Source organism: Mycobacterium sp. DL99 (genome assembly GCF_004762045.1).
In the GTDB taxonomy this organism is placed as follows: Bacteria; Actinomycetota; Actinomycetes; order Mycobacteriales; family Mycobacteriaceae; genus Mycobacterium.
In genome coordinates this window covers 6,236,036-6,257,487 of record NZ_SJOM01000007.1, presented here as the reverse complement: position 1 = coordinate 6,257,487, position 21,452 = coordinate 6,236,036, and the positions used below count along the sequence as shown (strand labels likewise).

22 protein-coding genes are annotated in these 21,452 nt (G+C 67.9%); 8 read left to right on the top strand and 14 right to left on the bottom strand.

Features of this window, described 5'->3' with window-relative positions; genetic code table 11:
- Positions 1–39: 39 nt before the first annotated feature.
- From EYZ64_RS30385 to EYZ64_RS32155, 4 genes are all read right to left on the bottom strand, one after another.
- Entirely contained in the window at positions 40–438 is a 399-nt protein-coding gene (locus EYZ64_RS30385; protein ID WP_029109017.1) for a secretion protein EspR, read from the bottom strand.
- 892 nt (positions 439–1,330) lie between these two features.
- The gene (locus EYZ64_RS30380; protein ID WP_135459460.1) at positions 1,331–1,867 is read right to left on the bottom strand and encodes a peptidase; all 537 of its coding nucleotides are present in this window, start codon (positions 1,865–1,867) and stop codon (positions 1,331–1,333) included.
- Positions 1,868–2,110: 243 nt separating this feature from the next.
- Positions 2,111–2,734 (bottom strand): superoxide dismutase, encoded by a 624-nt coding sequence (locus EYZ64_RS30375; protein WP_135459459.1) that lies wholly within the window; start codon positions 2,732–2,734, stop codon positions 2,111–2,113.
- A gap of 150 nt (positions 2,735–2,884) precedes the next feature.
- The gene (locus EYZ64_RS32155; RefSeq protein ID WP_167857649.1) at positions 2,885–3,043 is read right to left on the bottom strand and encodes a hypothetical protein; all 159 of its coding nucleotides are present in this window, start codon (positions 3,041–3,043) and stop codon (positions 2,885–2,887) included.
- Positions 3,044–3,475: 432 nt separating this feature from the next.
- Here EYZ64_RS32155 and EYZ64_RS30370 point away from each other — a divergent pair, with 432 nt between their 5' ends.
- From EYZ64_RS30370 to EYZ64_RS30360, 3 genes are read left to right on the top strand one after another with little or no spacing between them, the layout of a single operon-like run.
- Entirely contained in the window at positions 3,476–3,817 is a 342-nt protein-coding gene (locus EYZ64_RS30370) for a rhodanese-like domain-containing protein (RefSeq protein ID WP_135459458.1), read from the top strand.
- 39 nt (positions 3,818–3,856) lie between these two features.
- Positions 3,857–4,939, top strand: coding sequence for a DUF4328 domain-containing protein (locus EYZ64_RS30365; RefSeq protein WP_135459457.1), 1,083 nt, complete (start codon positions 3,857–3,859; stop codon positions 4,937–4,939).
- Positions 4,940–4,944: 5 nt separating this feature from the next.
- Positions 4,945–5,820, top strand: a complete 876-nt coding sequence (locus EYZ64_RS30360) for a glycerophosphodiester phosphodiesterase (RefSeq protein WP_135459456.1) — start codon at positions 4,945–4,947, stop codon at positions 5,818–5,820.
- Between the two features lie 28 nt (positions 5,821–5,848).
- Here the strand turns inward: EYZ64_RS30360 and EYZ64_RS30355 are convergent, their stop codons facing one another.
- From EYZ64_RS30355 to EYZ64_RS30340, 4 genes are all read right to left on the bottom strand, one after another.
- Positions 5,849–6,397: a ferritin gene (locus tag EYZ64_RS30355; RefSeq protein ID WP_135459455.1), complete on the bottom strand. Its 549-nt coding sequence runs from the start codon at positions 6,395–6,397 to the stop codon at positions 5,849–5,851.
- A gap of 138 nt (positions 6,398–6,535) precedes the next feature.
- Positions 6,536–7,489 carry an LCP family protein gene (locus tag EYZ64_RS30350; protein WP_210115598.1) on the bottom strand — a complete coding sequence of 318 codons (954 nt, stop codon included), beginning with the start codon at positions 7,487–7,489 and terminating at the stop codon, positions 6,536–6,538.
- Positions 7,490–7,675: 186 nt separating this feature from the next.
- Positions 7,676–8,452 carry a CPBP family intramembrane glutamic endopeptidase gene (locus EYZ64_RS30345; RefSeq protein WP_135459454.1) on the bottom strand — a complete coding sequence of 259 codons (777 nt, stop codon included), beginning with the start codon at positions 8,450–8,452 and terminating at the stop codon, positions 7,676–7,678.
- A 46-nt stretch (positions 8,453–8,498) separates the two neighbouring features.
- Positions 8,499–9,293: a DUF2470 domain-containing protein gene (locus EYZ64_RS30340; protein ID WP_135459453.1), complete on the bottom strand. Its 795-nt coding sequence runs from the start codon at positions 9,291–9,293 to the stop codon at positions 8,499–8,501.
- A 146-nt stretch (positions 9,294–9,439) separates the two neighbouring features.
- Here EYZ64_RS30340 and pheA point away from each other — a divergent pair, with 146 nt between their 5' ends.
- Both pheA and EYZ64_RS30330 read left to right on the top strand, forming a co-directional pair.
- Entirely contained in the window at positions 9,440–10,384 is a 945-nt protein-coding gene (gene pheA, locus EYZ64_RS30335; RefSeq protein ID WP_135459452.1) for a prephenate dehydratase, read from the top strand.
- The gene (locus EYZ64_RS30330) at positions 10,381–11,070 is read left to right on the top strand and encodes a histidine phosphatase family protein (protein WP_135459451.1); all 690 of its coding nucleotides are present in this window, start codon (positions 10,381–10,383) and stop codon (positions 11,068–11,070) included. Before pheA ends, EYZ64_RS30330 begins: the two co-directional genes overlap by 4 nt.
- Here EYZ64_RS30330 and EYZ64_RS30325 read toward each other — a convergent pair.
- The 3 genes from EYZ64_RS30325 to EYZ64_RS30315 are packed head-to-tail and all read right to left on the bottom strand — an operon-like array spanning position 11,067 to position 13,099.
- On the bottom strand, positions 11,067–11,267 hold the full coding sequence (locus tag EYZ64_RS30325) for a hypothetical protein (protein WP_135459450.1): 201 nt from the start codon (positions 11,265–11,267) through the stop codon (positions 11,067–11,069). The two genes, EYZ64_RS30330 and EYZ64_RS30325, sit on opposite strands and share 4 nt — an antisense overlap.
- Before the next feature lie 53 nt (positions 11,268–11,320).
- On the bottom strand, positions 11,321–11,671 hold the full coding sequence (locus EYZ64_RS30320; protein ID WP_167858036.1) for a metallopeptidase family protein: 351 nt from the start codon (positions 11,669–11,671) through the stop codon (positions 11,321–11,323).
- A 3-nt stretch (positions 11,672–11,674) separates the two neighbouring features.
- Complete coding sequence (locus tag EYZ64_RS30315; RefSeq protein ID WP_135459448.1) at positions 11,675–13,099, bottom strand: septum formation family protein; 1,425 nt, start codon at positions 13,097–13,099, stop codon at positions 11,675–11,677.
- A gap of 155 nt (positions 13,100–13,254) precedes the next feature.
- Between EYZ64_RS30315 and serS the strand changes: the two genes are divergently transcribed.
- Both serS and EYZ64_RS30305 read left to right on the top strand, forming a co-directional pair.
- On the top strand, positions 13,255–14,514 hold the full coding sequence (gene serS / locus EYZ64_RS30310) for a serine--tRNA ligase (RefSeq protein WP_135459447.1): 1,260 nt from the start codon (positions 13,255–13,257) through the stop codon (positions 14,512–14,514).
- 17 nt (positions 14,515–14,531) lie between these two features.
- On the top strand, positions 14,532–17,861 hold the full coding sequence (locus tag EYZ64_RS30305; protein WP_135459446.1) for an ATP-binding protein: 3,330 nt from the start codon (positions 14,532–14,534) through the stop codon (positions 17,859–17,861).
- Here EYZ64_RS30305 and EYZ64_RS30300 read toward each other — a convergent pair.
- Entirely contained in the window at positions 17,851–18,621 is a 771-nt protein-coding gene (locus EYZ64_RS30300) for a hemerythrin domain-containing protein (protein WP_286175199.1), read from the bottom strand. The genes EYZ64_RS30305 and EYZ64_RS30300 overlap by 11 nt on opposite strands.
- 126 nt (positions 18,622–18,747) lie before the next feature.
- Here EYZ64_RS30300 and EYZ64_RS30295 point away from each other — a divergent pair, with 126 nt between their 5' ends.
- On the top strand, positions 18,748–19,563 hold the full coding sequence (locus EYZ64_RS30295; protein WP_135459445.1) for a DUF5718 family protein: 816 nt from the start codon (positions 18,748–18,750) through the stop codon (positions 19,561–19,563).
- On the opposite strand, the gene EYZ64_RS30290 is transcribed toward EYZ64_RS30295, so the two are convergent.
- The gene (locus EYZ64_RS30290; protein WP_135459444.1) at positions 19,560–19,898 is read right to left on the bottom strand and encodes a hypothetical protein; all 339 of its coding nucleotides are present in this window, start codon (positions 19,896–19,898) and stop codon (positions 19,560–19,562) included. The two genes, EYZ64_RS30295 and EYZ64_RS30290, sit on opposite strands and share 4 nt — an antisense overlap.
- Positions 19,895–21,451 carry an MBL fold metallo-hydrolase gene (locus EYZ64_RS30285; protein WP_135459443.1) on the bottom strand — a complete coding sequence of 519 codons (1,557 nt, stop codon included), beginning with the start codon at positions 21,449–21,451 and terminating at the stop codon, positions 19,895–19,897. The genes EYZ64_RS30290 and EYZ64_RS30285 overlap by 4 nt, the downstream gene beginning before the upstream one ends.
- Position 21,452: the final 1 nt, after the last annotated feature.

The window sequence follows — 21,452 nt, the reverse complement described above, 5'->3', positions numbered from 1 at the left end:
GGGTTTCAGCGCGCGAGGATGCCGGCAGAACTCGACGAATCAGTCGTCGAGGTGTTCCCGGCGGCGCAGCTCATCGACCTTCTGGACCAGATCCTGTTGGGCTTCGGTGGACAGCCCGACGGTGCGGGCAGCGATCCGGCGGATCCCTTCGTCACGCATGCTGGCCAGCCAGGTCAGCTCCTTGTCGAGCTTCTCGTAGTACTCGTCGTCGGTGAAGTAAGCCGGCTTGATACGGAAGAAGTTGGCAAGTGCGGCCATAGTTGCCGCCGACGGGTTCGTCCGGTTGCCCGAACGGAGCTGCGACAGATACGGAGCCGACATGGTGACGCCCTCGGACTTCAGTGCGGCGATCACCTCGGCAGACGTGTGGGGTCCGCGCCCGGGTGGATAAACCGTATCGAACAGGCGGTTTAGGCGGGCGGCGAACGTCTTGCTCATCGATTTGACCTCCACATGCTTCACGAGCGGTACGAATAGGCGGCGTATTTGCTGACTATGGTAGCGAGTGTTGTGACGACAACCAAGTGCAAACGCCACAAAAGTTAACCTGGCTTTGCGTTTTGACTGTCCACGCCACGGATAACGAGTCCTTCGCCATGGAGGCGGGGCGGGATTGCGCCGTCTGGCAATGCAAAAGGTGACGGTTGCGTTGTATTGGGCGCGGTGAGCTGCGCTCACAGGCGCGCTCGATCATGATCAACTTCTGGGCCGGCAACCGTCGCGGCGCCGTGACTAGGGGAAACAGATATTTGCTGTAGCGTGGGCCCCAGGTCGCGTCAGATTGCGCGCAACGCCGTTGTCGAACGACGTGGAACACGTTACAGGTTGGGCGATGGAATGCGCATCAGCCCCCTTGCGTGCGATAGCCAGACGGCCCCGGGAGGATTCCGGCGTCGATTCCAGGCGGGGTTGCGACGTGGAAACAGGCGGCGGTTTGCGTCGTCAAGGGACAATCGATGGCACAAATGCGGCCGCCGGCGCGGTTGCGGCGGCTCGCCTCGGCTATCTGGGGGTCGCGATGGGTAGCCGAGTACGGCGACCCTGCTGCTGACGCCGGCGCTGACGCCTGCGGCTGCGGACATGGCGACCTTTCGACACACCGCCGGTCTGTGCCGCTTGCGCGGCGCACTTACATACGGTCGAAGGTCTCACTCACCGCATCATTTGTCGGCCGGGCCTGACGCCTGCGTGTCGACGCGACGATTGCGGGCTGCTGCCCTTCGCTGATCTTGAGGACCCTAGCTGTTGTCGGCCGAACCCGCTACGTTTCCTGTCTTTTTCGGGTAGCCAGATTCTCCTGATCAGAGAGGATGTCCCTCCACTGGTGGCGTCACGCGGCCAGGAGCATCGCCAGGATTGCGGTGTCGGGGTGGCTGATCGGATCGACTCCGACCCGGCTGACCACCGATGTCACCGTGCCATCTGACTCGGCTTCCACCCAGGCGGCTCTGTGTTCCAGCCCGAGATACGGAAGTCCTGGTAGCAGTACGCATCCCGACGCCGCACCGGTGCATTCCGGAAGCGACGGCGTTGTCTCCGAAGGAGGATGCAGCATCAGCAGTGCCGGCGGCTGATGCTCGGCGAAATACCCGGGCGGAACCGCGGATTCGCCGACCACCGGGCCTTCGGCGATGACCAGGCCGACGGTGCCCGGGCGGGGCTGCTCGGGCAACTCTTCGCGGACTCCGAAAATCGTTGTGGTGGAGAGCAATCCGGGCAGTGATGCGATCCGGACCGTGACCATGAGAAGCTGCGCCCACTCTTTGGTGGAGTCAGGCCATCGGCCCGAGACCACGAAACCTTTGAGGGCACCGCCGGAATGAAAGGGGGCGATCTCGATCGCCCTGCCGGACCCCGTCGTATCCATATCGCCTCCGGGACATCGGTGTTGGGCCACCGGTTCACCGGTGCTCCGACACGTCTGTGGGTCGATGAGATCAGAATGCGGCAGCAGTCGCAGCTGTGCAAGACGACACGGGGCCCGGACCGGTAACGAGTCGGCCAAGAACGAGCCGGCCCGGAAACGAGGGCGGGGCGTCACGCTGTCGCGCGACGCCCCTTGGTGAGAGATCAGAAAACTGATCCAGCCCTCGATCGGACCGAATCGGAACTAGCCGAAGATCAGGCCGTTGGTCTTGGAGGTGGCTGCCGCGTAGCGGTTCTGCACGTCCTCCCAGTTCACGACATTCCAGAACGCCTTCACGTAGTCGGCCTTGACGTTCTTGTACTGCAGGTAGAAGGCGTGCTCCCACATGTCGACCTGCAGCAGCGGGATGATGCCGAGCGGCACGTTGGCCTGCTGGTCGTAGAGCTGGAAGGTCAGCAGCCGGTCGCCGAGGCTGTCATAGCCGAGCACGGCCCAGCCCGAACCCTGCAGCCCGTTGGCGGCCGCGGTGAACTGCGCCTGGAACTTGTCGAACGAGCCGAACTGGTCGTCGATCGCCGCGGCGAGATCGCCGGTCGGCTTGTCGCCACCGTTGGGGGACAGGTTCTTCCACCAGATCGAGTGGTTCACGTGGCCGCCGAGGTGGAAGGCCAGGTTCTTCTCGTTGAGGAAGATCGCCGCGTGGTCACCGTTGGCCCGCGCCTCGTCGAGCTTGCCGACGGCGTCGTTGACGCCCTTCACATAGGCCGCGTGGTGCTTGCTGTGGTGGAGCTCGTTGATCTGCCCGGAGATGTGGGGCTCCAGCGCTCCGTAGTCGTAATCCAGGTCCGGCAAAGTGTATTCAGCCACGAGATTCCTTCCTCATTTTCGATCGATGGAGCCAGGCGTCCTCAACGATCCTGACGTTCGACACTCAAGATCGTTGCCAACATTGCTCCATCGCAGGGCGCACCGCAAGGACGCGCATGCCGTCCTCACGTATACCCGATGGGGCGACGGTCAGAGCAAGACCATCACGGCGAGCACGCCGAGCAACAGCAGCGCGATCACGCTGGCCCGGAGGAAGATCATCAGCTGGTTACGGGTGTGCAGATGACCGGATGAATGCCATTCGGGCTGCGGAAAGGCTGATCCCGATCCCATCGGATGTGACGCCATCAAACACTCCTGACCTGCACGATCAATGTTTGCCCCCCAGTGAGTTCTGTCACAACAGCTGGTGTGACGCTGATCATAGACCCTGTAATGGCCAGGGGAAAATCGGCTACCGCGTAAGTCGATACGGCCCGCTCGGCCACTGGAATCAGGCTGATCCCAACCGATCCGGGCCCCTGTTCGTGACCGCGTTTAGCCGAGTGCTTAATTTCGCTCCGCGCCTGCGGGGGTTGTTGATCGCCGCCGCGGATACCCCAGGTTTATCCACAGTCCTGGACAGCTACCGCACAGTAATCCCCATATCGCAGGCTTTTCCGCTGGTGCCGGGCTGTGGATGAACCTGTGGAAACTGTGGATAGCCTCCCGTTGCTAACGCCGCAGCGAGGCATAAGGGTCGGGTGCGCTCTGCCTCGCAGGCATGCGAGCATTGAGGGCATGGACGATGTGGAAGTCGGGAAGGCAGATATCGCTGCAGTACCCACCACGTTCGAAGGGTCTGTCGTGCTGCTCGACGTCCGTGAGGACGACGAATGGCAACGCGGACACGTCGCGGGCGCGCAGCACATCCCGATGGGCGACGTCCCGACGCGGATCGCCGAGATCGACCCCGATGCCGAGCTGTACGTGGTCTGCCATGCCGGCGGACGCTCCCTGCGCGTGGCGAACTACCTGGCCCGTAACGGCTACACCCCGATCAATGTCGAGGGCGGAATGCTGGCCTGGGCCGGGGCCGGACGTCCGGTCATCACGGATGCCGGCGGCCCCGGCAGCGTCTGACCGCAAGGAACTCCGGGAGATCGTGGCTAGGCTGGTCGGATGATCCAGGTGTGTTCGCAGTGCGGGACGCGCTGGAACGTGCGTGACCGGCAGCGGTCGTGGTGTCCCCGGTGCGGTGGCTCGTTGTTGGCGCCCTCTGCGCCGTCGTCACCTCAGTCCCAGTGGAGGCCCCCTGCCCAGCCTTCCGCATCGTCCGCGCAGGCACCGTCACCGACGGCAAAACGCACGCCACAACTCTCGCCCGGCTATCGCTGGATCGCGCTGCGCCCGGGCGCCCCGCCACGCCAGCGGCGCGGGCGTCGCGCGCTCGGGCCGACACCGCGCTACCGCACGATTCCGAGCTGGGGACTGCACCAGTACTTCGACGTCGACGAGCAGCCGGAGAAACCCGCTGACGAGTCCGGCGTCGGCACGGTCCGCCTCATGCTCGTGGCGGCCATGGTGGTGTTGGGTGTCGCGGCCTTCGCCCACGTGGTTCGGTATGCGCTGCTGCTGATCAACCGCAGTGTGTTGCTGCATCCGCTGATCGCCATCGGCGGGGTGCTGATCGGTCTGCTCGCCAGCGTGGCAGCGATGCTCGTCGTGGTCATCACGGTGGTGGCACTGGTGCGCTGGCTGATCGCGCGTCGGGCCGCTGGGTACGCCGAGCATGGCGAGGAGGATCCGCGCAGCACCACGACACTGTGGGTCTGTTGTCTGCTGCCCGGGGTGAACCTGGTGATGGCGCCGGTGTTCGTGTGGGAACTGGCGGCCCTCGAAGGTCGTCTCTCGCACCTGCGGCGACCGATCGTGGTGTGGTGGATCGTGTGGATCCTCAGCGCACTGGTCGCGACGTGGTCGATGGCAAGCACCGTGTACGTGACCTTCTTCAACAACACCCCGCAGAACATCGCCGACAACACGGTGGCCACGATCGTCGGGTACCTGCTGGCGCTTGCGGCCTTCCTGCTGACGGCCAAGGTGTTCGCCGGTTTCGAGGGCACCGGTACCGCGGCGGCCGAGCGCACCGTCCGACGCTGGGTGGTGGTCGAGCCCGAGGGTTCCGAGCCTTCGCAGAATCGTGAGGATTCAGCTGAATCCGCCGTTCCGGTTGAGTCCCAAGGGCAGAACCCGGCAGCATAGTCCGTATGGAAACGGGCGACGGCGGAGCCGCTGGGCAGGCGGCCCCGGGGCCTGGCCATCCGTTCGTGGTGGCACATCGGGGAGCATCCGCCGCCAAGCCCGAGCACACGCTTGCCGCGTACGACCTGGCATTGCGTGAGGGTGCCGACGGCGTGGAATGCGATGTGCGGCTGACCCGCGACGGGCACCTGGTGTGTGTGCACGACCGACGGGTGGACCGGACCTCCACCGGTACGGGCCTGGTCAGTGAGATGACACTCGCCGAGTTACGCAGGCTGGACTACGGGTCCTGGCATGCCGGCGGACGTTCCGGCGATGACACCGACGGAGACGGTGTCATCGAAGGCGCCGTCGGGGAGACCGGGCTCCTGACCCTCGACGATCTCGTCTCGCTGGTGCTGGACTGGAACCGGCCGGTCAAGCTGTTCATCGAGACCAAACATCCCGTGCGCTACGGCGCGCTGGTGGAGAACAAGGTGCTGGCCCTGTTGCACCGGTACGGCATCGCCGCGCCCGCCTCGGCCGATCTGTCCCGCGCGGTGGTGATGTCGTTCTCGGCGTCGGCGGTGTGGCGGATTCGCCGGGCCGCCCCGATGCTGCCGACGGTGCTGCTCGGTGAGACGTCGCGATACCTGGGCGGCAGCGCGGCCACGACGGTCGGGGCCACCGCCGTCGGCCCTTCCATCGCGACCCTGCGCGAGCATCCGGAACTGGTCGACCGGGCCGCCGCCCAGGGGCGCGCGCTGTACTGCTGGACCGTGGACCATTACGAGGACGTCCGGTTCTGCCGCGACATCGGGGTGGCGTGGGTGGCCACGAATCATCCCGGCCGCACCAAGAGTTGGCTACAGAACGGCCTGACCGGTGCGGGCCGGGACTGAGGGCTGACAGAAGGCCGGTGGCCTCAGATCAGAGATTGCCGCCGGCAGCCTTCGGGGCCGCCGGATCCGCTCCGGCGCCGCCGGTGAGTTCCCGGGCGACGAAGTCCTCGATGTGGAACAGGTTCGCACCCGCGCGGTCGGCGATGCGCACCAAGGTCGCCATCGACGCGACCTCTTCGATCTGCTCCTTGAGGAACCACTGCATGAACTGCTCGCCGAGGTAGTCACCCTCCTCGCGGGCGACGCTCGCGAGCCGGCTGATCTGCTCGGTGACGGTGCGCTCCTGGCTCAGTGCCAACGCGAGCGCGTCACGCGGTGCGTCGAAGCGGTTGCACACCGCGTCGACACCGGGGATCTCGACGTCGATATCCCGGTCGAGCAGATACTGGACCAGCATCATGGCGTGGTTGCGCTCTTCGACCGCCTGCGCATAGAAGTGCTTGGCGAGCTGCGGAAGGTCGGCGCCGTCGAAATAAACCGCAATTGCGATGTATTGCTGTGACGCGGTGAACTCGCTGCGAATCTGGTCGGAGACAAGCGCGTGGAATTTCGAGTCGAGTTCACTGGTCGTCGTCATGATCGCGAGGATATAGCAGGTCAGAGCATGTTGTCATCGAAGGTTGACCTCATTGAGGTCAGCTTTACCTTAGTGGTGTGGCGCGCATTACATTTGCTGTGGAGAATTTGCTGATCGCGAATTTAGCTTTGCCTATGCTTACGGTTCGGGCTTTTCGATGACATCAGCGGGGACGGCCGAATCGTTGGCCAGTGCGGTGAACAGGCGGCCGGCCGCGTCACTGTCCCACACCACCACCGCGCCCGAATCACTGCCGGTGAACTCACCGATCGGCACGGTTGTGGTCACCATGTCGTCACCGTGCATCGCCCAGGCCAGCCGGGCCAGGTCCCAGACATGTGCGTCCTCGTCGACCGCCACGGAGTTGGTGGCGGCCCGGGCCATCGGCTGCCACCGCAGCGGGTTGAGCAGTACCTCCGGGCTGGTGGCCCGGTGTAGCAGGGCAGACATGAAGGCCCTCTGGTGGATCATGCGATCCAGGTCGGCTCGCGGCGTGGCGCGGGTGCGGACGTAGCCGAGGGCGCTGCGGCCGTCGAGTTCCTGGCAGCCCGCCGGTAGATCGATCCCGGCCAGCGGGTCGCTGATCGGTTCGGCCGGGCACATCGTCACCCCGCCGACGGCATCGACGAGTCCGGCGAAACCGTCGAACCCGATCTCGGCGTAGTGGTCGAGGTGCAGGCCGGTCGCCAGTTCGACGGTCTGCGCCAGCAGCTGCGCCCCGCCCAGGGAGAACGCCGCGTTGACCTTGTCCTCGCCGTAGCCGGGAATCGGCAGGTAGGAGTCCCGGGGGATCGACACCATGGTGGTCGGGGTATCTGAGCCGATCCCGGGGATGTGCACCAACAGGATGGTGTCGGTGCGGCCGTTGCCGATGTCCCCGCCGGTGGCCAGCTCGGCCTGCTGTTCGGGGGTCAGGTTCTGGCGACTGTCCGATCCGACCAGCAGCCAGGTGGTGCCCTGGGCTGCGGCGGGGCGATCAGGGTAGTCGGCGAGAGCCGGGATGCGGTGCAGCGACGAGTTGATCCAGAAGCCGCCGCCGACCACCGCCAGCACAACCGCCAGTACGAAGACCAGGGGCACCGCCACAACCATCCGGCCCCAATGCGCGGCGGTGTGGGTGGATTCGGCGGCCAGGCCGGGCGGTGGTTCGGGTCGCGCCGGATCACCTGGGACGGCTCGGCGTCACGACGGCGTGGTCCCGGACGCCGCGAGCGCGGGTCGGGAGGTCCCCCTGAAGCGGTGAAGTCGGCCACAGCAGAAATGTACGTGCCGGATGCGCTATCGCAGCCAGCCCAGACGATCCGCCACCAGCGCGTAGCCGACGAATGCCACCGCATCGATCAGGGTGTGGGCGATGATCAGCGGCCAGAGGCGCCCGGTGCGCTGCCACGCGTAGCCGAACACCAGGCCCATCACCACATTGCCCAGGCCGGCGCTGTAGCCCTGGTACAGGTGATACGCGCCGCGGAGCAGGCTGGAGATGATCAGCGCCCGCCCCGGGCTCACGTCGAGCTGACGCAACCGGGTCAGCAGGAACCCCACGACGATGATCTCTTCGGCCCAGCCGTTGGCGAACGCCACACCGAGCAGCATCGGGATGCGCCACCACGTGTCGTACAGCTCGGCGGGCTCGACGTCGGCGCTCAGCCCCAACACCCGGGCCAGCACGTAGAACCCGAGCCCCGGCAAGCCGATGAGCAGGGCCAGGCCGACGCCTCCCAGCCCGTCGGCACGCCATTGTGGGCGCGACAATCCGATCGCCGACGGTCCGAAGCCGCTGCGCCACAGCAGGTACAGGGCCAGTGCGCCCCAGGCCAGAAGCTGCAGTACCACGGCCAGGTGCAGGCCGAGGTCGATCAGGTCGAACGGGGAGCGCTTCGGGTTGAGCGCGACCGTCTGCCCGGACAGGCCGAGCAGTATCGCTTCGACCAGGCGCAGGCCCGCGGTGTACGCGCTGAGCCCGAAGGTCACCGCCAGTACGACGGCGATCTCGATTTTGAGCGTGCGGCGCTGCGGCTCGAGCTGCTCGTCGGGCCCGGTCGCCGAAGTCGTCACCGGAGCTACGGTAGCGGCGCCCGGGCCACGGGGCGGATCGCGCGGGTCAGATCCGGCGCGCGCGCAGGCCGTTGAGGAACGGGCAGCCCATCAGCACCCGGATGGCCTGGCTCAGCCCGGTCACGTCGTCGACCGGCTTCGGGAACGGCAGCCGCACGTCGTGGTCCCCGTGTTCGTTCTCCACCCGCAGTTGCACGCCGTAGCGGTCGAGGCCCAGCGGGCGGACCCGGCCCTGGCGCAGGGTCATCGGCAGACGGGTGGCCAGGCGCTCCACGACGTCGCGGTGAGAGGACTCCATGTGTTGCAGCCAGCCGGATTCCATCGCGCAGAACGGATCGGGGCGAGCCTGCAGCAGGCTCCCGAGACCGACCGACTCGGCGCCGGTGGAGTCGGCCACCACCACGGACTCGATCTCCAGGCGCATCAGCGTGTAGTTGTCGTCATCCTGTTCGGCGCCCGACCGGGCCCTGGAGTTCACCTGCAGCAGGGCCGGATTCGGGTTCTCCGCGGCGACCAGATCGAGCAGTGCGGCGACCTCCGCCGACGGCACATGGTGCAGGCGGCCGCGGATCCATACCAGGGAACGCACCGGTTCGCGCAGCGGCAGCGGGGCGTAGTCGGTCATCTCCAGCACGGCCTGGACCCCGGCCGAGCCGGCTGACATCGCCATGCCCGCCAGCGGGCCGGTTTCGGGGACCGTGATCGCGAAGGACCCGTCGTCGAGCAGGTGGTGAACGGGTGAGGCGACCGGTTCGATGCCCTCGACCGCGAGCATGGCGCCGCCGCCTCGCGCGCATGCACTGCGGATCCGCTCGGCTGTCGTCGGTGTCGCTATGGCCATCTCGCCGCCTTCGAAACTAGGTGAGGTGATTAAGTGAGGTAAGCCTAACTTAACTGGACGCTACGGTGCGGGCAAGGGCTCCGGTGAAACACCGGCGGGGCCGTCATCAACCGATCGCACCCGCGCCGACCCGATAGGGTTGGGATGTGCCGCGCATCGCCTACCTCGGGCCGGAGGGAACCTTTACCGAAGTGGCGTTATTGCAGATGGTGGCCCACGAGATGGTGCCCGGTCTGCAGGCGGCCGCCGGTGACGGAAAAGCCGGCTTCACCCCCGTGCTGACCGACAGCACCCCGGGTGCGCTGGCCGCGGTCCGGGACGGCCGCGCCGACTACGCCTGTGTTCCGATCGAGAATTCGATCGAAGGGTCGGTGCTGCCGACGCTGGACAGCCTGGCGGTGGGGGAACCGCTCCAGATCTACGCCGAACTGACCCTCGACGTGGCCTTCACCATCGTGACCCGCCCCGGGCACAGCGGGCCGGTGCAGACCGTGGCCGCCTTCCCGGTGGCGCTCGCCCAAGTGCGGCGATGGCTGGCCGCCAACCTGCCCGACGCCGAAATCGTGCCGGCCACCTCCAACGCCGCGGCCGCCCACCAGGTCGCCGAGGGCAACGCCGACGCCGGGGTGAGCACCCGACTGGCCGCTGAACGCTGCGGGCTGGACATCCTGGCCGCCGACGTCGTCGACGAGGCCAACGCTCGAACCCGCTTCGTCCTGGTCGGTGCGCCCGGCGTACCGCCGTCGGCCACCGGTGCCGACCGCACCTCGGTGGTGCTGCGCCTGGACAACGTCCCAGGCGCGCTGGTCACCGCGATGACCGAATTCTCGATCCGCGACATCGACCTCACCCGGATCGAAAGCCGGCCCACCAGAACCGAGCTGGGCACGTACATGTTCTTCCTCGACTGTGTCGGACACATCGATGACGATTCGGTGGCCGAGGCACTCAAAGCGCTGCACCGACGTTGTACCAATGTGCGATATCTGGGTTCCTGGCCGACCGGAGCGAGTGCGGGTGCGCCCCCGCCGCGTCTGGACGAGGCCACACGGTGGTTGACGGGTTTACGTGACGGGACGGGCGGCTCATGAGCGGACGGCTGATACTCGTCCGGCACGGGCAGTCCCACGGCAACGTCGCGCGGCGTCTGGACACCCGGCCGCCCGGTGCCGAGCTGACCGACCTCGGGCACGACCAGGCCCGGCGGTTCGCCGGAACGCTCAGTGCGCGTCCGTCGATCCTGGCCCACTCGGTGGCTCGGCGCGCAGCGCAGACGGCAGCCGGTATCGGCACCGAAACCGGTCTCGTCCCATTCGAATTCGAAGGGGTCCACGAAGTTCAGGTCGGTGAGCTGGAGGACCGCAGCGACGACGACGCCGTCGCCGAGTTCAACCGGATCTACGAACGCTGGCATCGGGGCGAACTGGACGTGCCGATGCCGGGCGGCGAGAGCGCCGAGGCGGTACTGGCCCGGTACGTGCCGGTGCTCACCGAACTGCGGCTGCGCTACCTCGACGACCACGACTTCCACAGCGACATCGTGCTGGTGAGTCACGGCGCGGCGATCCGGTTGGTGGCCGCCGTGCTGGCCGGCGTCGACAGCGGCTTCGCCCTCGACCATCATCTGGCCAACACCGAATCGATCGTGCTGGCACCGATCACCGACGGGCGCTGGAGTTGTGTGCAGTGGGCGGCGGTGTCACCGCCGTTCTACCCGGAGCTCGACGCCACACCGGTCAGCGACGCGGTGACGTCCGAGGCCGACCCGATGGGCTAGGCGTACCGCCGGCTCGCAAGTGCGCTCACATCGGCACACGTGCAGCCCACCGCCTCACAGTCGAGGCTGAACGTATGTGCTGCTTCCGGGGTGGTGCAGGTGTCGTCGGTGCACTCCGCGCGGTACCGGACGTGGTGGATCACGGTGCCGTGGCAATGCTCCAGACCGGCTGCGCACTCCCGGCACTGGATGGTCATAGCCCGTTGATAGCACCGCAGGCCGACAAAACGCGGTTGCCGCGCCTAGCCGCCTAGCCCCAACCCAGTTCGTGGAGCCGATCGTCGTCAATCCCGAAATGGTGCGCGATCTCGTGGATCACCGTGATCGCCACCTCGTCGACCACGTCGGCCTCGCTGTCGCAGAAATCCAGCAGGGCTTCGCGGTAGATGGTGATGGTGTCCGGCAAAGATCCGGCGTACCAGGAATCCCGCTCGGTCAGCGCGACTCCCCGGTACAGGCCCAGGATCTCGGGCTCGTCGGGATCGCGATCTTCGACCAGGATCACGACGTTGTCGATCGCGGCGGCCAACCGCGGCGGGATCAGGTCGAGTGCGTCGGACACCAACTCGTCGAACCGCTGCGAGCTCATCCGCACCGGCACGGGTTACGGCCCCGGCGGTACGGGCGCCGGCTCACCCGGCGGCGGCCCGGCAGGCGGGGCCGCACCCTCGGGCGCGGGTGCCGGAGCCTGCTCGGGCGCGGGGGCCGCGGCCTGCTCGGGCGGCGGCGGGTTGAACGTGTTGGCCTGCGTGGGAGCGGGCGCCGCAGTGGTCGCGGATTGCGGCAGGTGCTGGCCGCTCGACGACGAGCCCGATGACCCCGAGGACCCGGACGAATTCGAGCCGGACGAACCCGATGAGCCCGATCCTGACGATCCGGACGAGGACGACCCGGACGAAGACGACGACCCGGACGAACTCGACGACGACGGCTCGTCGACATCCGGCATCGGGATGGGCTCCATGTTGAGCCGCTCCTCCGGGATGTCGGGCGGCGCGACCGGGGGCTGCCCGTTGATCATCAGCGGGCCCTTGGCGCTGTTGATCAACGTCGACCACCCGCCGTTGCCCAGCGTGGCGCCGATGCTGCACGACACCTGGTGGCTGCCGGCCGACCAGCTGGGCAGCGAGATCGTGCTGTAGCTCAGGGCCAGCGTGGTGGTGCGCAACTGGACCGGGGCCAGGTAGGCATCGGTCTGCGCGGTGCACGTGTCCTTGATGAAGTTGTCCTGATCGCCTTCCGAAGGCAGCCCGCCGGGGAACTTCTCGCCGAGGTTGACCGCGCCGGTGACCTCCATGGCGTGCGGCGCCGCGCAATCGACCGGGACGTCGGTGGGCTGGTTGGTGGCGGCGTCGATGCCGAGGCAGGTGCCTGCGGCCCACACCTTCGACTGGTCCACGTCGGACACGTTGCCCGCGGACTCCAACTGGCTGTCGCCAGGACCGAGCAACTGCAGGCCGCACAGCATGCGCCGCTCGCCGGACTGCTTCCAGGCCTTCTCGCCCGACCACAGCAGGCCGATCGTGTACTTGCCGTTGGGGTCGTATTTCGGACCGAGGTAGCCGCGCACCGACGGGGTGCACTGCTCCTGGCTGATCTGCTTGATCCGGTCCACCGTCGGTGGCGGGGAGCCGGGCCCGTACTCGCTGCCGGGGAACGTGCGCATGTCGACGGACTGGGCGACCTCGAAGCGATGGTTGTCCTTGCAGTCGACGATGCGTGCGGCGTCGGGGTTGCGGCCGGGCCAGTTCAGGCAGTCGCCACGCTTGACGTGATTGAACGTGTCGTTGCCGCGGGGGCCCAGGGCGATCGCCCCCGGTCCGGAGTTGGACCCCTCACTCCGGGGCAACGCGGTGATCAGGCCGGCGATGAGCAGTGCGCCGAGCGCCGTCAACAGCAGCGCACGTCGCGTCGACGCGGCTGCCAGGCTCTGCCACCAGTGGTCCCTTGCGGGATGTTCTTCCGGCAGAGGTTCGGCGAGCAGGACCCCGCTCTCGGGCTGCTCGGGGTGCTCGGGTGCTTCCAACATTGCCCTCCATTGTGACAGGCGTGTCAGGCCCTGTGGCAACTGATGCGGTTGTAATGTTGCGAGGTTGTGGCCGGCGGCTGCCGCCCTCGGGTGGGGTCACGTCATCGACCACCTCAGATGTACGTCGCCGCACTTCAAAAAGTAGGGTTGCGCCCGTGATCGACCTCAAGCTGCTGCGCGATAATCCCGACACCGTCCGTGCGTCGCAACGGGCCCGCGGAGAGGACCCGGCGCGCGTCGACGCGCTGCTGCAGGCCGATACGGCGCGGCGGGCCGCGATCTCGACGGCCGACAACCTGCGCGCCGACCAGAAGGCCGCCAGCAAACTGGTGGGCAAGGCGACACCCGAGGAGCGTCCGGCCCTGCTGCAGCAGGCGAAGGACCTGGCCGAGCAGGTCAAGGCCGCCGAAGCCGCTCAGGCCGAGGCCGAGACCGCCTTCACCGCAGCCCATATGGCGATCGGCAACGTGATCATCGACGGGGTGCCGGCCGGCGGCGAGGACGACTTCGTGGTGCTCGACACCTTCGGCGAGCCGCGGGCGATCGAGAACCCGAAGGACCATCTGGAGCTGGGCGAGTCGCTCGGGCTGATCGACATGGAACGCGGCGCGAAGGTGTCGGGTTCGCGGTTCTACTTCCTCACCGGGCACGGTGCGCTGCTGCAACTGGGCCTGCTGCAGCTGGCCACCCAGGTGGCCGTGCAGAACGGTTTCACGCTGATGATCCCGCCGGTGCTGGTGCGCCCGGAAGTCATGGCGGGCACCGGATTCCTCGGCGCACACGCCGACGAGATCTACCGGTTGGAGGCCGACGACCTGTACCTGGTCGGCACCTCGGAGGTGCCGCTGGCGGGCTATCACTCGGGCGAGATCCTGGACCTGTCGGCGGGCCCGAAGCGATATGCCGGCTGGTCGTCGTGCTTCCGGCGCGAGGCGGGCAGCTACGGCAAGGACACCCGCGGCATCATCCGGGTGCATCAGTTCGACAAGGTCGAGGGCTTCATCTATTGCAAGCCCGAGGACGCCGTGGCCGAGCACCAGAAGCTGCTGGGCTGGCAGCGGCAGATGCTGGCGGCCATCGAGGTGCCCTACCGGGTGATCGACGTCGCCGCAGGCGATCTCGGCTCTTCGGCGGCGCGCAAGTACGACTGCGAGGCGTGGGTACCCACCCAGCAGACCTACCGGGAGCTCACGTCCACCTCGAACTGCACGACGTTCCAGGCCAGACGGTTGGCCACGCGCTACCGCGACGAGAACGGCAAGCCGCAGACCGCCGCGACCCTCAACGGCACGCTCGCCACCACCCGCTGGCTGGTGGCGATCCTGGAAAACCACCAGCAACCCGACGGCAGCGTGCGCGTCCCCGACGCGCTGGTGCCGTTCGTCGGCACCGCAGTGCTGGAGCCCGGTAAGTAACCACACAGCCCGGGGGGATGACTGTGGAGGACCCGGTACGGGTAAGGGTGCTCGGCCCGGTGCAGGCCTGGATCGGTGAGGATCCGGCGGATCTGGGGGCGCGGCTGCAACGAGCCCTGCTCGCGAGGTTGGTGGCCGCACACGGCCACACGGTGTCCGTCGACCGGCTCATCGACGATCTGTGGGAGGGCGAGCCGCCACCCAAGGCGTTGTCGGCCCTGCAGGTCTACGTCTCGCATCTGCGCCGGGCTCTCGAGCCTGGGCGGCAGCGTCGGGCACCCGCCCGCATCCTGGTCAGCGCCGCACCGGGATACTGCCTGCGACTGCCCGTCGACGCCGTCGACTCCTGGCTGTTCGAAGCCAAAGCCACTGCGGCGTATGAGGAAACGGATCCGCAGAAGCGGGTTCGGCTGCTTGACGAGGCGCTGGCAGGCTGGTCGGGAGATCCGTTCGCGGGGGTCGGCGACGCGCTGTGGGCCGCGCCCGAGGTGGCCCGGCTGACCGAGCTCCGGCTGGCCGTGGTGGAAGCCCAGGCCGCGGCGCAGGTCGAGCTCGGCCGGTACGGCACCGCGGTGGCGGCGCTGGAACGGCACGTCCGGGAGCGTCCCGGCCGGGAGGGCGCCGCTGCCGTGCTGGCGACGGCGCTGTATCGGACCGGCCGTCAGACCGACGCGCTGGAGGTGTTGCGGCGCACCCGCGACCACCTGGTCGACGAGCTCGGTTTGGAGCCGGGCCGGGCATTGCGCGACCTCGAGCGCGACATCCTGCGTCAGGCCGACCATCTGGAGCCGTCCCGACCGCTTCTGCAGCCGGCGGCACCGGAGGTTGCGGCGCCCGATCGGATCGAGGCGGCCGCCTACGGCCGGGCCGAGGAATTCGCCGAGATCGACAACGCCGCGCGTGCCGTCGTCGCCGGTGGCAGCACGGTGCTGTGGATCGCCGGAGAGGCGGGCTCCGGCAAGACCACCCTGGCCGGCGTCGCGACGGGCCGGTTGCGCGCTGCGGGCTGGCGGACGGTGCACGGGCGTTGTCCGGAGGTCCATGGCGCGCCGGCCGGGTGGGCGTGGACCGAGGTGCTGCGCGAACTGATCGAACCAGGACCCCCGGCGGACGACAGCAGGCAGGCGCTGACCCCGCTTCTGCACGACGGCGCCGCGGTCGAGGCGGGCACGTTCTGGTTGGGACAGGCGGTCGCCGACGTGTTGAGCGCGGTGGCCGAATCCCAGCCCCTGGCAGTCGTGCTCGATGACCTGCACCGCACCGACGGCCTGACGTTGGAGCTGCTGCGGCTGGTGGCCGACCGGATCAAGGATCTTCCGGTGCTGATCATCGGTACCTATCGCCCGTCGGAGGACCGTGGCGAACTGGAGGTCGCCCGGGCCGCGCTGGCGGTCCACACCGCGGCGCACCTGAATCTCGGCGGGCTGGACGCGGCGGCCACCGCCGCTCTGGCCGCCGACTGCGGGATGACCGCTGCCAGTGGAGAGGCCCTGCGGTTGCTGCGGGAGCGGACCGGCGGCAATCCGCTGTTCGTCCGGGAACTGGCCCGGCTGATGGCAGCCGAAGGGCCGGACGCGGTATGGGCGTCAGTGCCGGTCGGGGTCCGTGATGTGTTGCGGCGCAGGCTGGCCCGGCTGCCGGGCCCGACCGTCACGGCATTGCGCCAGGCCGCCGTGCTGGGCCGCGACATCGATGTCGATCTGCTTTCCGAACTGGGCCGCAGCGACCCGGACGACCTGCTCGACGCGCTGGAGCCGGCCGTCCTGCTGGGCCTGCTCGACGAGCCCGAGCCCGGTCGGCTGCGGTTCGCCCACGCGCTGGTCCGCGACACCCTCTACGAGGACACCTCGAAGCTGCGCCGGTCCCGGTTGCATGCCGCTGCGCTGGAGCTGCTCCGCGCGCCGGGGCGGTCGGTCGATCCGGCTGCCCTGGCACACCACGCCGTCGCCGCGGCGACCGCCGAAACATCCGTCGCCGCTGCGGCTTTCGCGACAGAGGCGGCTCGCGAGGCGGACTCGGTCGGTGCCCATGCCGAAGCTGCCCGGCAGTGGCGTGCCGCCGTGCAGATGCTGGAGCTGGCCGCCGGCCGCCGGTTGCTGCCCCGCACCGACAGTCTGGAGGGCGAGATCGACGCCCGGTGCGGGCTGATCTCCGCGCTGGCCCAGTCCGGCGACGCCGTCGCAGCGCGCATCGAGATGAAGGCCGCGCTGCAACTGTTGAGCGGGAAGTCGCGGGACGACCTGACGGTCCGGGTGCTCACCGCGTGGGACACCCCGTTGGTGTGGCGGGACCGCGAATACGACGGGTCCGACGCGCAGATGATCGGGCTGCTGCGTCAAGTGCTGGCCGGCGGCGAAGCCGGCGAGCTCACCGTGGCCGACCGGATCCGGCTGCTCAAGGCGCTTTACGTGGAACTGGAGGGCACCGATCCGGACGGGGCCCTGGCCACCAGCACGGAACTGCTTGAGCTGGCGCGAAAGGCCTACGCCGAGGACCCGGCAGCGTCGGGCCGGCTGCTGTGCACCGCGCTCAATGTCCGGGCCTACTGCGCATTGGGGCCCGACCTCGATGCCGAACGTGACTCGACCGCCACTGAACTCTTGCGGACCGCGGAAGCCACCGAGCAGGCCGACTATCAAGCGGTGGCGCACTGGCTGCTGTCGCTGGCGGCCGGCCATCGCTCCGATCTGGCGACGGCGAAACGACACGTCGACATCGCGGTGGCCCGGGCCGGCACCGGGCAGCTCGTCCACCTCCTCGGCGTGCTCGGGCTGTTCCGGGCCCGGATGCACCTGCTGGCGGGGCGCCTGGACGACGCGGTGGGTGCCTACACCGACCTGGCGGCGCGCATGGTGGAGAACGGTGCCGCCAACGGGGCCAAGCTGGCGATGGTGGGCCGGGTGACCGGCGAGTTCTGCCTCGGGGATCTGGGCCTGCTGGCCGACGAACTGGTTTTCTTCTACAAGGAGGTGTCGGTTGCCGCACTGGACGCCGCGGTGCTCGCGCTGATCGCACGCGGCCGCGACACCGAGGCTCGTGAGCTGTGGCGGGATCGCCGGCCGATCGAGCGGGCGTACTTCTGGCTTCCGTTCACCGTGCTGCGCGTCAACGCCGCGGTGGCGCTCGGCGACCTCGACGAGGCCCGGGACCGGGCGGGTGACCTCGGCTCGTATTCCGGCCGGATCGCCGGGCTCGGCGTCGACGGGCTGATGGTCGGCCCGGTCGACGAGGCGCTCGCCGCCGCTGCCGACGCCCTGGGCCGCCCCGACGAAGCACGTGGTTACCGTGAGGCCGCCTCGACGCTGCGGGACCGGCTGGCCGCGGAGGCCCGGGGCTTCATCGACTGACGTCGGGCGCTTCGTCGCACTCTTCCTCCAGCGCTTCCCCCAGCACCTCGATCTCGCGGGGGATTCGCGTTCCGAAGACCGCCCGCTCCAACCGCCGGTAGCGCTGCCCGACGACGGCGAGGACGATCCGCAGACCGATCCCCACCTGCCCGATCAGTTGTGCGCGTTCGTCATCCGTCATCGCGGCCAGCGAACGCGGACCCTCGAACCACAGTCGGCCGCCCGAGCGGGCGGCGGCCTCCACGGCCGTCCAGTCCGCCACCGACACGTGCTCGGTGATGAGCGGGAACACGTCGCGTTCCTCTTCTTCGATGTGCTCGGTGAGCAGTGCCGACAGCTCGGCCAGCTCGATGACCATCAGGCTGGCGACCTGGCGGTCGCCCATCGACAGTCGCAAGGATGCGGCCCGGGCCCGTAACTGGTCCAACCGCGGGTCCAGGGCGGCGTGATCGTCGGTCAGTTCGCTCAGGTCGAGATGGCTGCCCCCACTGGCCTGGATCACGGGCCACAGGACAGCGTCCTCGGTCGTGTGGTGGTGATGGATCGAGTCACACAGCAACTCTGTGTACCGGGAGATGGCGCGGACCCGGCGCGGCGTGCAGATCACGTCCCGGTCGCGTACCGCGATCGCCAGATCGGTCAGGCGGCGCAGGTCGGCCAGCATGGCGCGGTGCGCCACGGTGATGCCGAGCAGGTCCGGTTCGGGATCGCCTGCGCGACGGGGTTCGACGGTGGGTGCGTCAGTGGTTGCGGTCGACACGGCGGTGCTCCTCGGTTTCGACGGATCCCCGGTTGGTGGATCGCAAGTCTTGAGAGCACAGCCTGCAGACGGGGACTTAAGTGCGACTTGTATCCGGCTTGTCGCGGCCACAGTAGGGTTGCAGCCATGATCGACATCGACCTTGGCGAGGTGCGTAACTGGTTCGGCTTCGGTGTGGCCGGCAACTTCGCCGGCCATCTCGAGCAGGCAGGGGAGGCCGGGGATTTCGTCAAGGTCGTGACCGAAGGGTATGCGCCGAAAGGCATCTTCCCGTGGTACGCGCCCGGCCGGGACGACTTCCTGGGCGAGTTTCCGCTGTCCAGCGATGCCATCCTGCTGCCGGAGCCCGGTGCGGTTGACGGCCCGCTGAACCTGCAGATCGAGCCCGAGGTCGGGGTGGCCTGCCACGTGGTGTGGAACGGCGACACCGTGGTGCGGCTGGAGCCGTTCGCCCTCGGCGCCTTCAACGACTGCTCGATCCGCCGGCCCGGCGCACCGAAGATCAGCTACAAGAAGAACTGGGGGCCGGCCTCCAAAGGTGTTGCGCCGCAATTCTTCGAGATCAGCGACCTCACCCCGGACGGGCCGACCGCCACGATGCGGCTGGTCTGCTACCTGAGCGAGGACGACGGCCAGCAGCACGCCTACGGGGTGGATTCACCGCTGGTCGGCTACTCGTATTACGGCGAGGTCCTGCTGGACTGGATCGTCGAACGGCTGGCCAATCAGAAGGGTTCGGCCGATACGCCGTTGGAGGACGTCGGTGCCCTCATGGTGGCCAGCGGGCACCCCGAGAACGTGCTGATCGGTATCGGTGCCACCCGCTACACACCGCTGGGCGAATCCACCTACCTCAAACCGGGGGACGAGGCCATCGTTCGGGTGTACGACAGCGCCTCCAGCGCGGCTTCCGAACTGCGGCAGGTCGTCTCGGCGCGCTAACCGCCGAGCAATTCCTCCAGGCGGGCGACGAACTCGTCAGGGCGGGCGGGGGTGAACGCGGGCTTCGGGTAAGTGCCCGGCACGTCGAGCGTTATCAGTGTCGAGCGCAGCGGCCGGTGCACATCCAGCGGTAGCCAGCGGCGCAGGTCGGTGCTGCCCCACAGCCGGAAGCGCTGCATCCACAATCCCAGTGGAGTGGCCTGGTAGCCGGTGATCGACCGAAGCGGAATCACTTTCGACGTTCCCGACGGGAAGTGATAGCGCCGCAAGGTGATCGCCTCGCGATCCAGCTGGACCAGGCCGTCGTCGTAGTACTGGCGCGGCGCGGCGGTCATTGCTTGCTGCACCTCAACTCGTGCCCCTTGGTCGTCAGGCACTTGCCGTTCTCCAGATTCCACTGCCAGCCGTGCAGATTGCAGGTGAGGGTATTGCCTTCCACCACACCGAATTTCGAAAGATCGGCCTTCAGGTGCGGGCACCGGCGCTGGATTTCCCATCCGTCCAGGGTGATCGATGAGGAATCGTCATGGGCCTCGGCGAACCAGCCGTCGGCGTAGGCGATGCGCTCATCGGTCAGGCACTTGAAGAACGTGTACAGATACTCGTTGTAGCCGCCCACTCGCCACGCCGTGAACCGGGTGGACAGGAAGATGGTGTTCACCCAGTCGGGCTCGTTGTCGCGCAGCACCGTGCGCACCAGTTCGGGCGGGATGGCGAATCCGTAACGGAACTTCTCGTCGGCGATAGGTTCGCGCACAAGACGTTTCGGGAAATCCAGGACCACCGTCTCGCTGTGCTCGGGGCCGGACAGCTGCAGCTCCACCGGATAGCCGATGCCGTCACAGATCTGATCGGTCTGGCTCATGATCGGCTCGAACAGCGCCCGCAGCCCGGGCAGCAGGGGCTCGCCGGCCGCGGGTGCCCATGAGGCTTTCTCGGCAGCCAGCACCGGGGCCATGCGCTGGGCGAAGTCCTCGATGTAGGCGGCCTTGCCGGTGGTGAAGATGGTCTCCGGATCCTCGACCGGGTGGGTCAGTGAATCCAGTTGCGAGCCCGTGAAATCCGCGGTGCTACCGGGGATCATCAGCAGGCCGCCGTCGTGGCCGTGGCGCCGCATCTGATCCAGGAAAACCACCTGGTCGGGGAAGATGTTCGCCGGATCGCCGTGGTCGTCGTTGAGATCGCGCAACTCGGGGTCCAGGAAGCAGGGCGGCCCGGCTGACGGGATCACCCAGGTGGCGCCGACCTGTGCGATGTACTGGCGGCACCGGTCCATCTGGCGTTGGCGCTTCTGGACGCCGAAGGCCTCCTTGGCGCGGGCGGGCATGTCGTAGACCATCGGGTACCAGATGGCCCCTGAGTACTGCAGCATGTGCACGTCGACCTGACCGAAGTCGGTGTGCACCATGTCAAGATCCACCGGGCGCGCGTCGTTCATGTTGAAAGCGACGGTCTCGCCGTCGTCGACCACCAGGCCCGAGTCGCCGATCGGGCCGTCGGCCGGCGCGCGCAGCGCGACGATCATCACGTCGAGGTCGCCCTTGGGGCCGGTGACGGTGTGTTTGACCGAGTCGGTGGTCTCGAAGAACCGATGAAAGCCCAGCTTCTGCAGTTCGCGTTGCAGGTCGGGTACCGGGAAGTCGGGCAGCAGCACGACGGCGTCTTTGTTGACGTGGCGGCGCAGGTTCTCCGGGTCGAAGTGGTCCTTGTGCAGGTGCGACACGTACAGGTAGTCGACGTTGCCGAGCGTGTCCCAGTCGAGCCCGGTGTTATCGGGGAACGGGAACCATGAGGCGAAGTAGGCGGGGTTGACCCAGGGGTCGCACAAAATGCTGCCAGCCTTGGTCTCGATCAGGAAGCCGGCATGCCCGACGCTGGTGACCTGCACA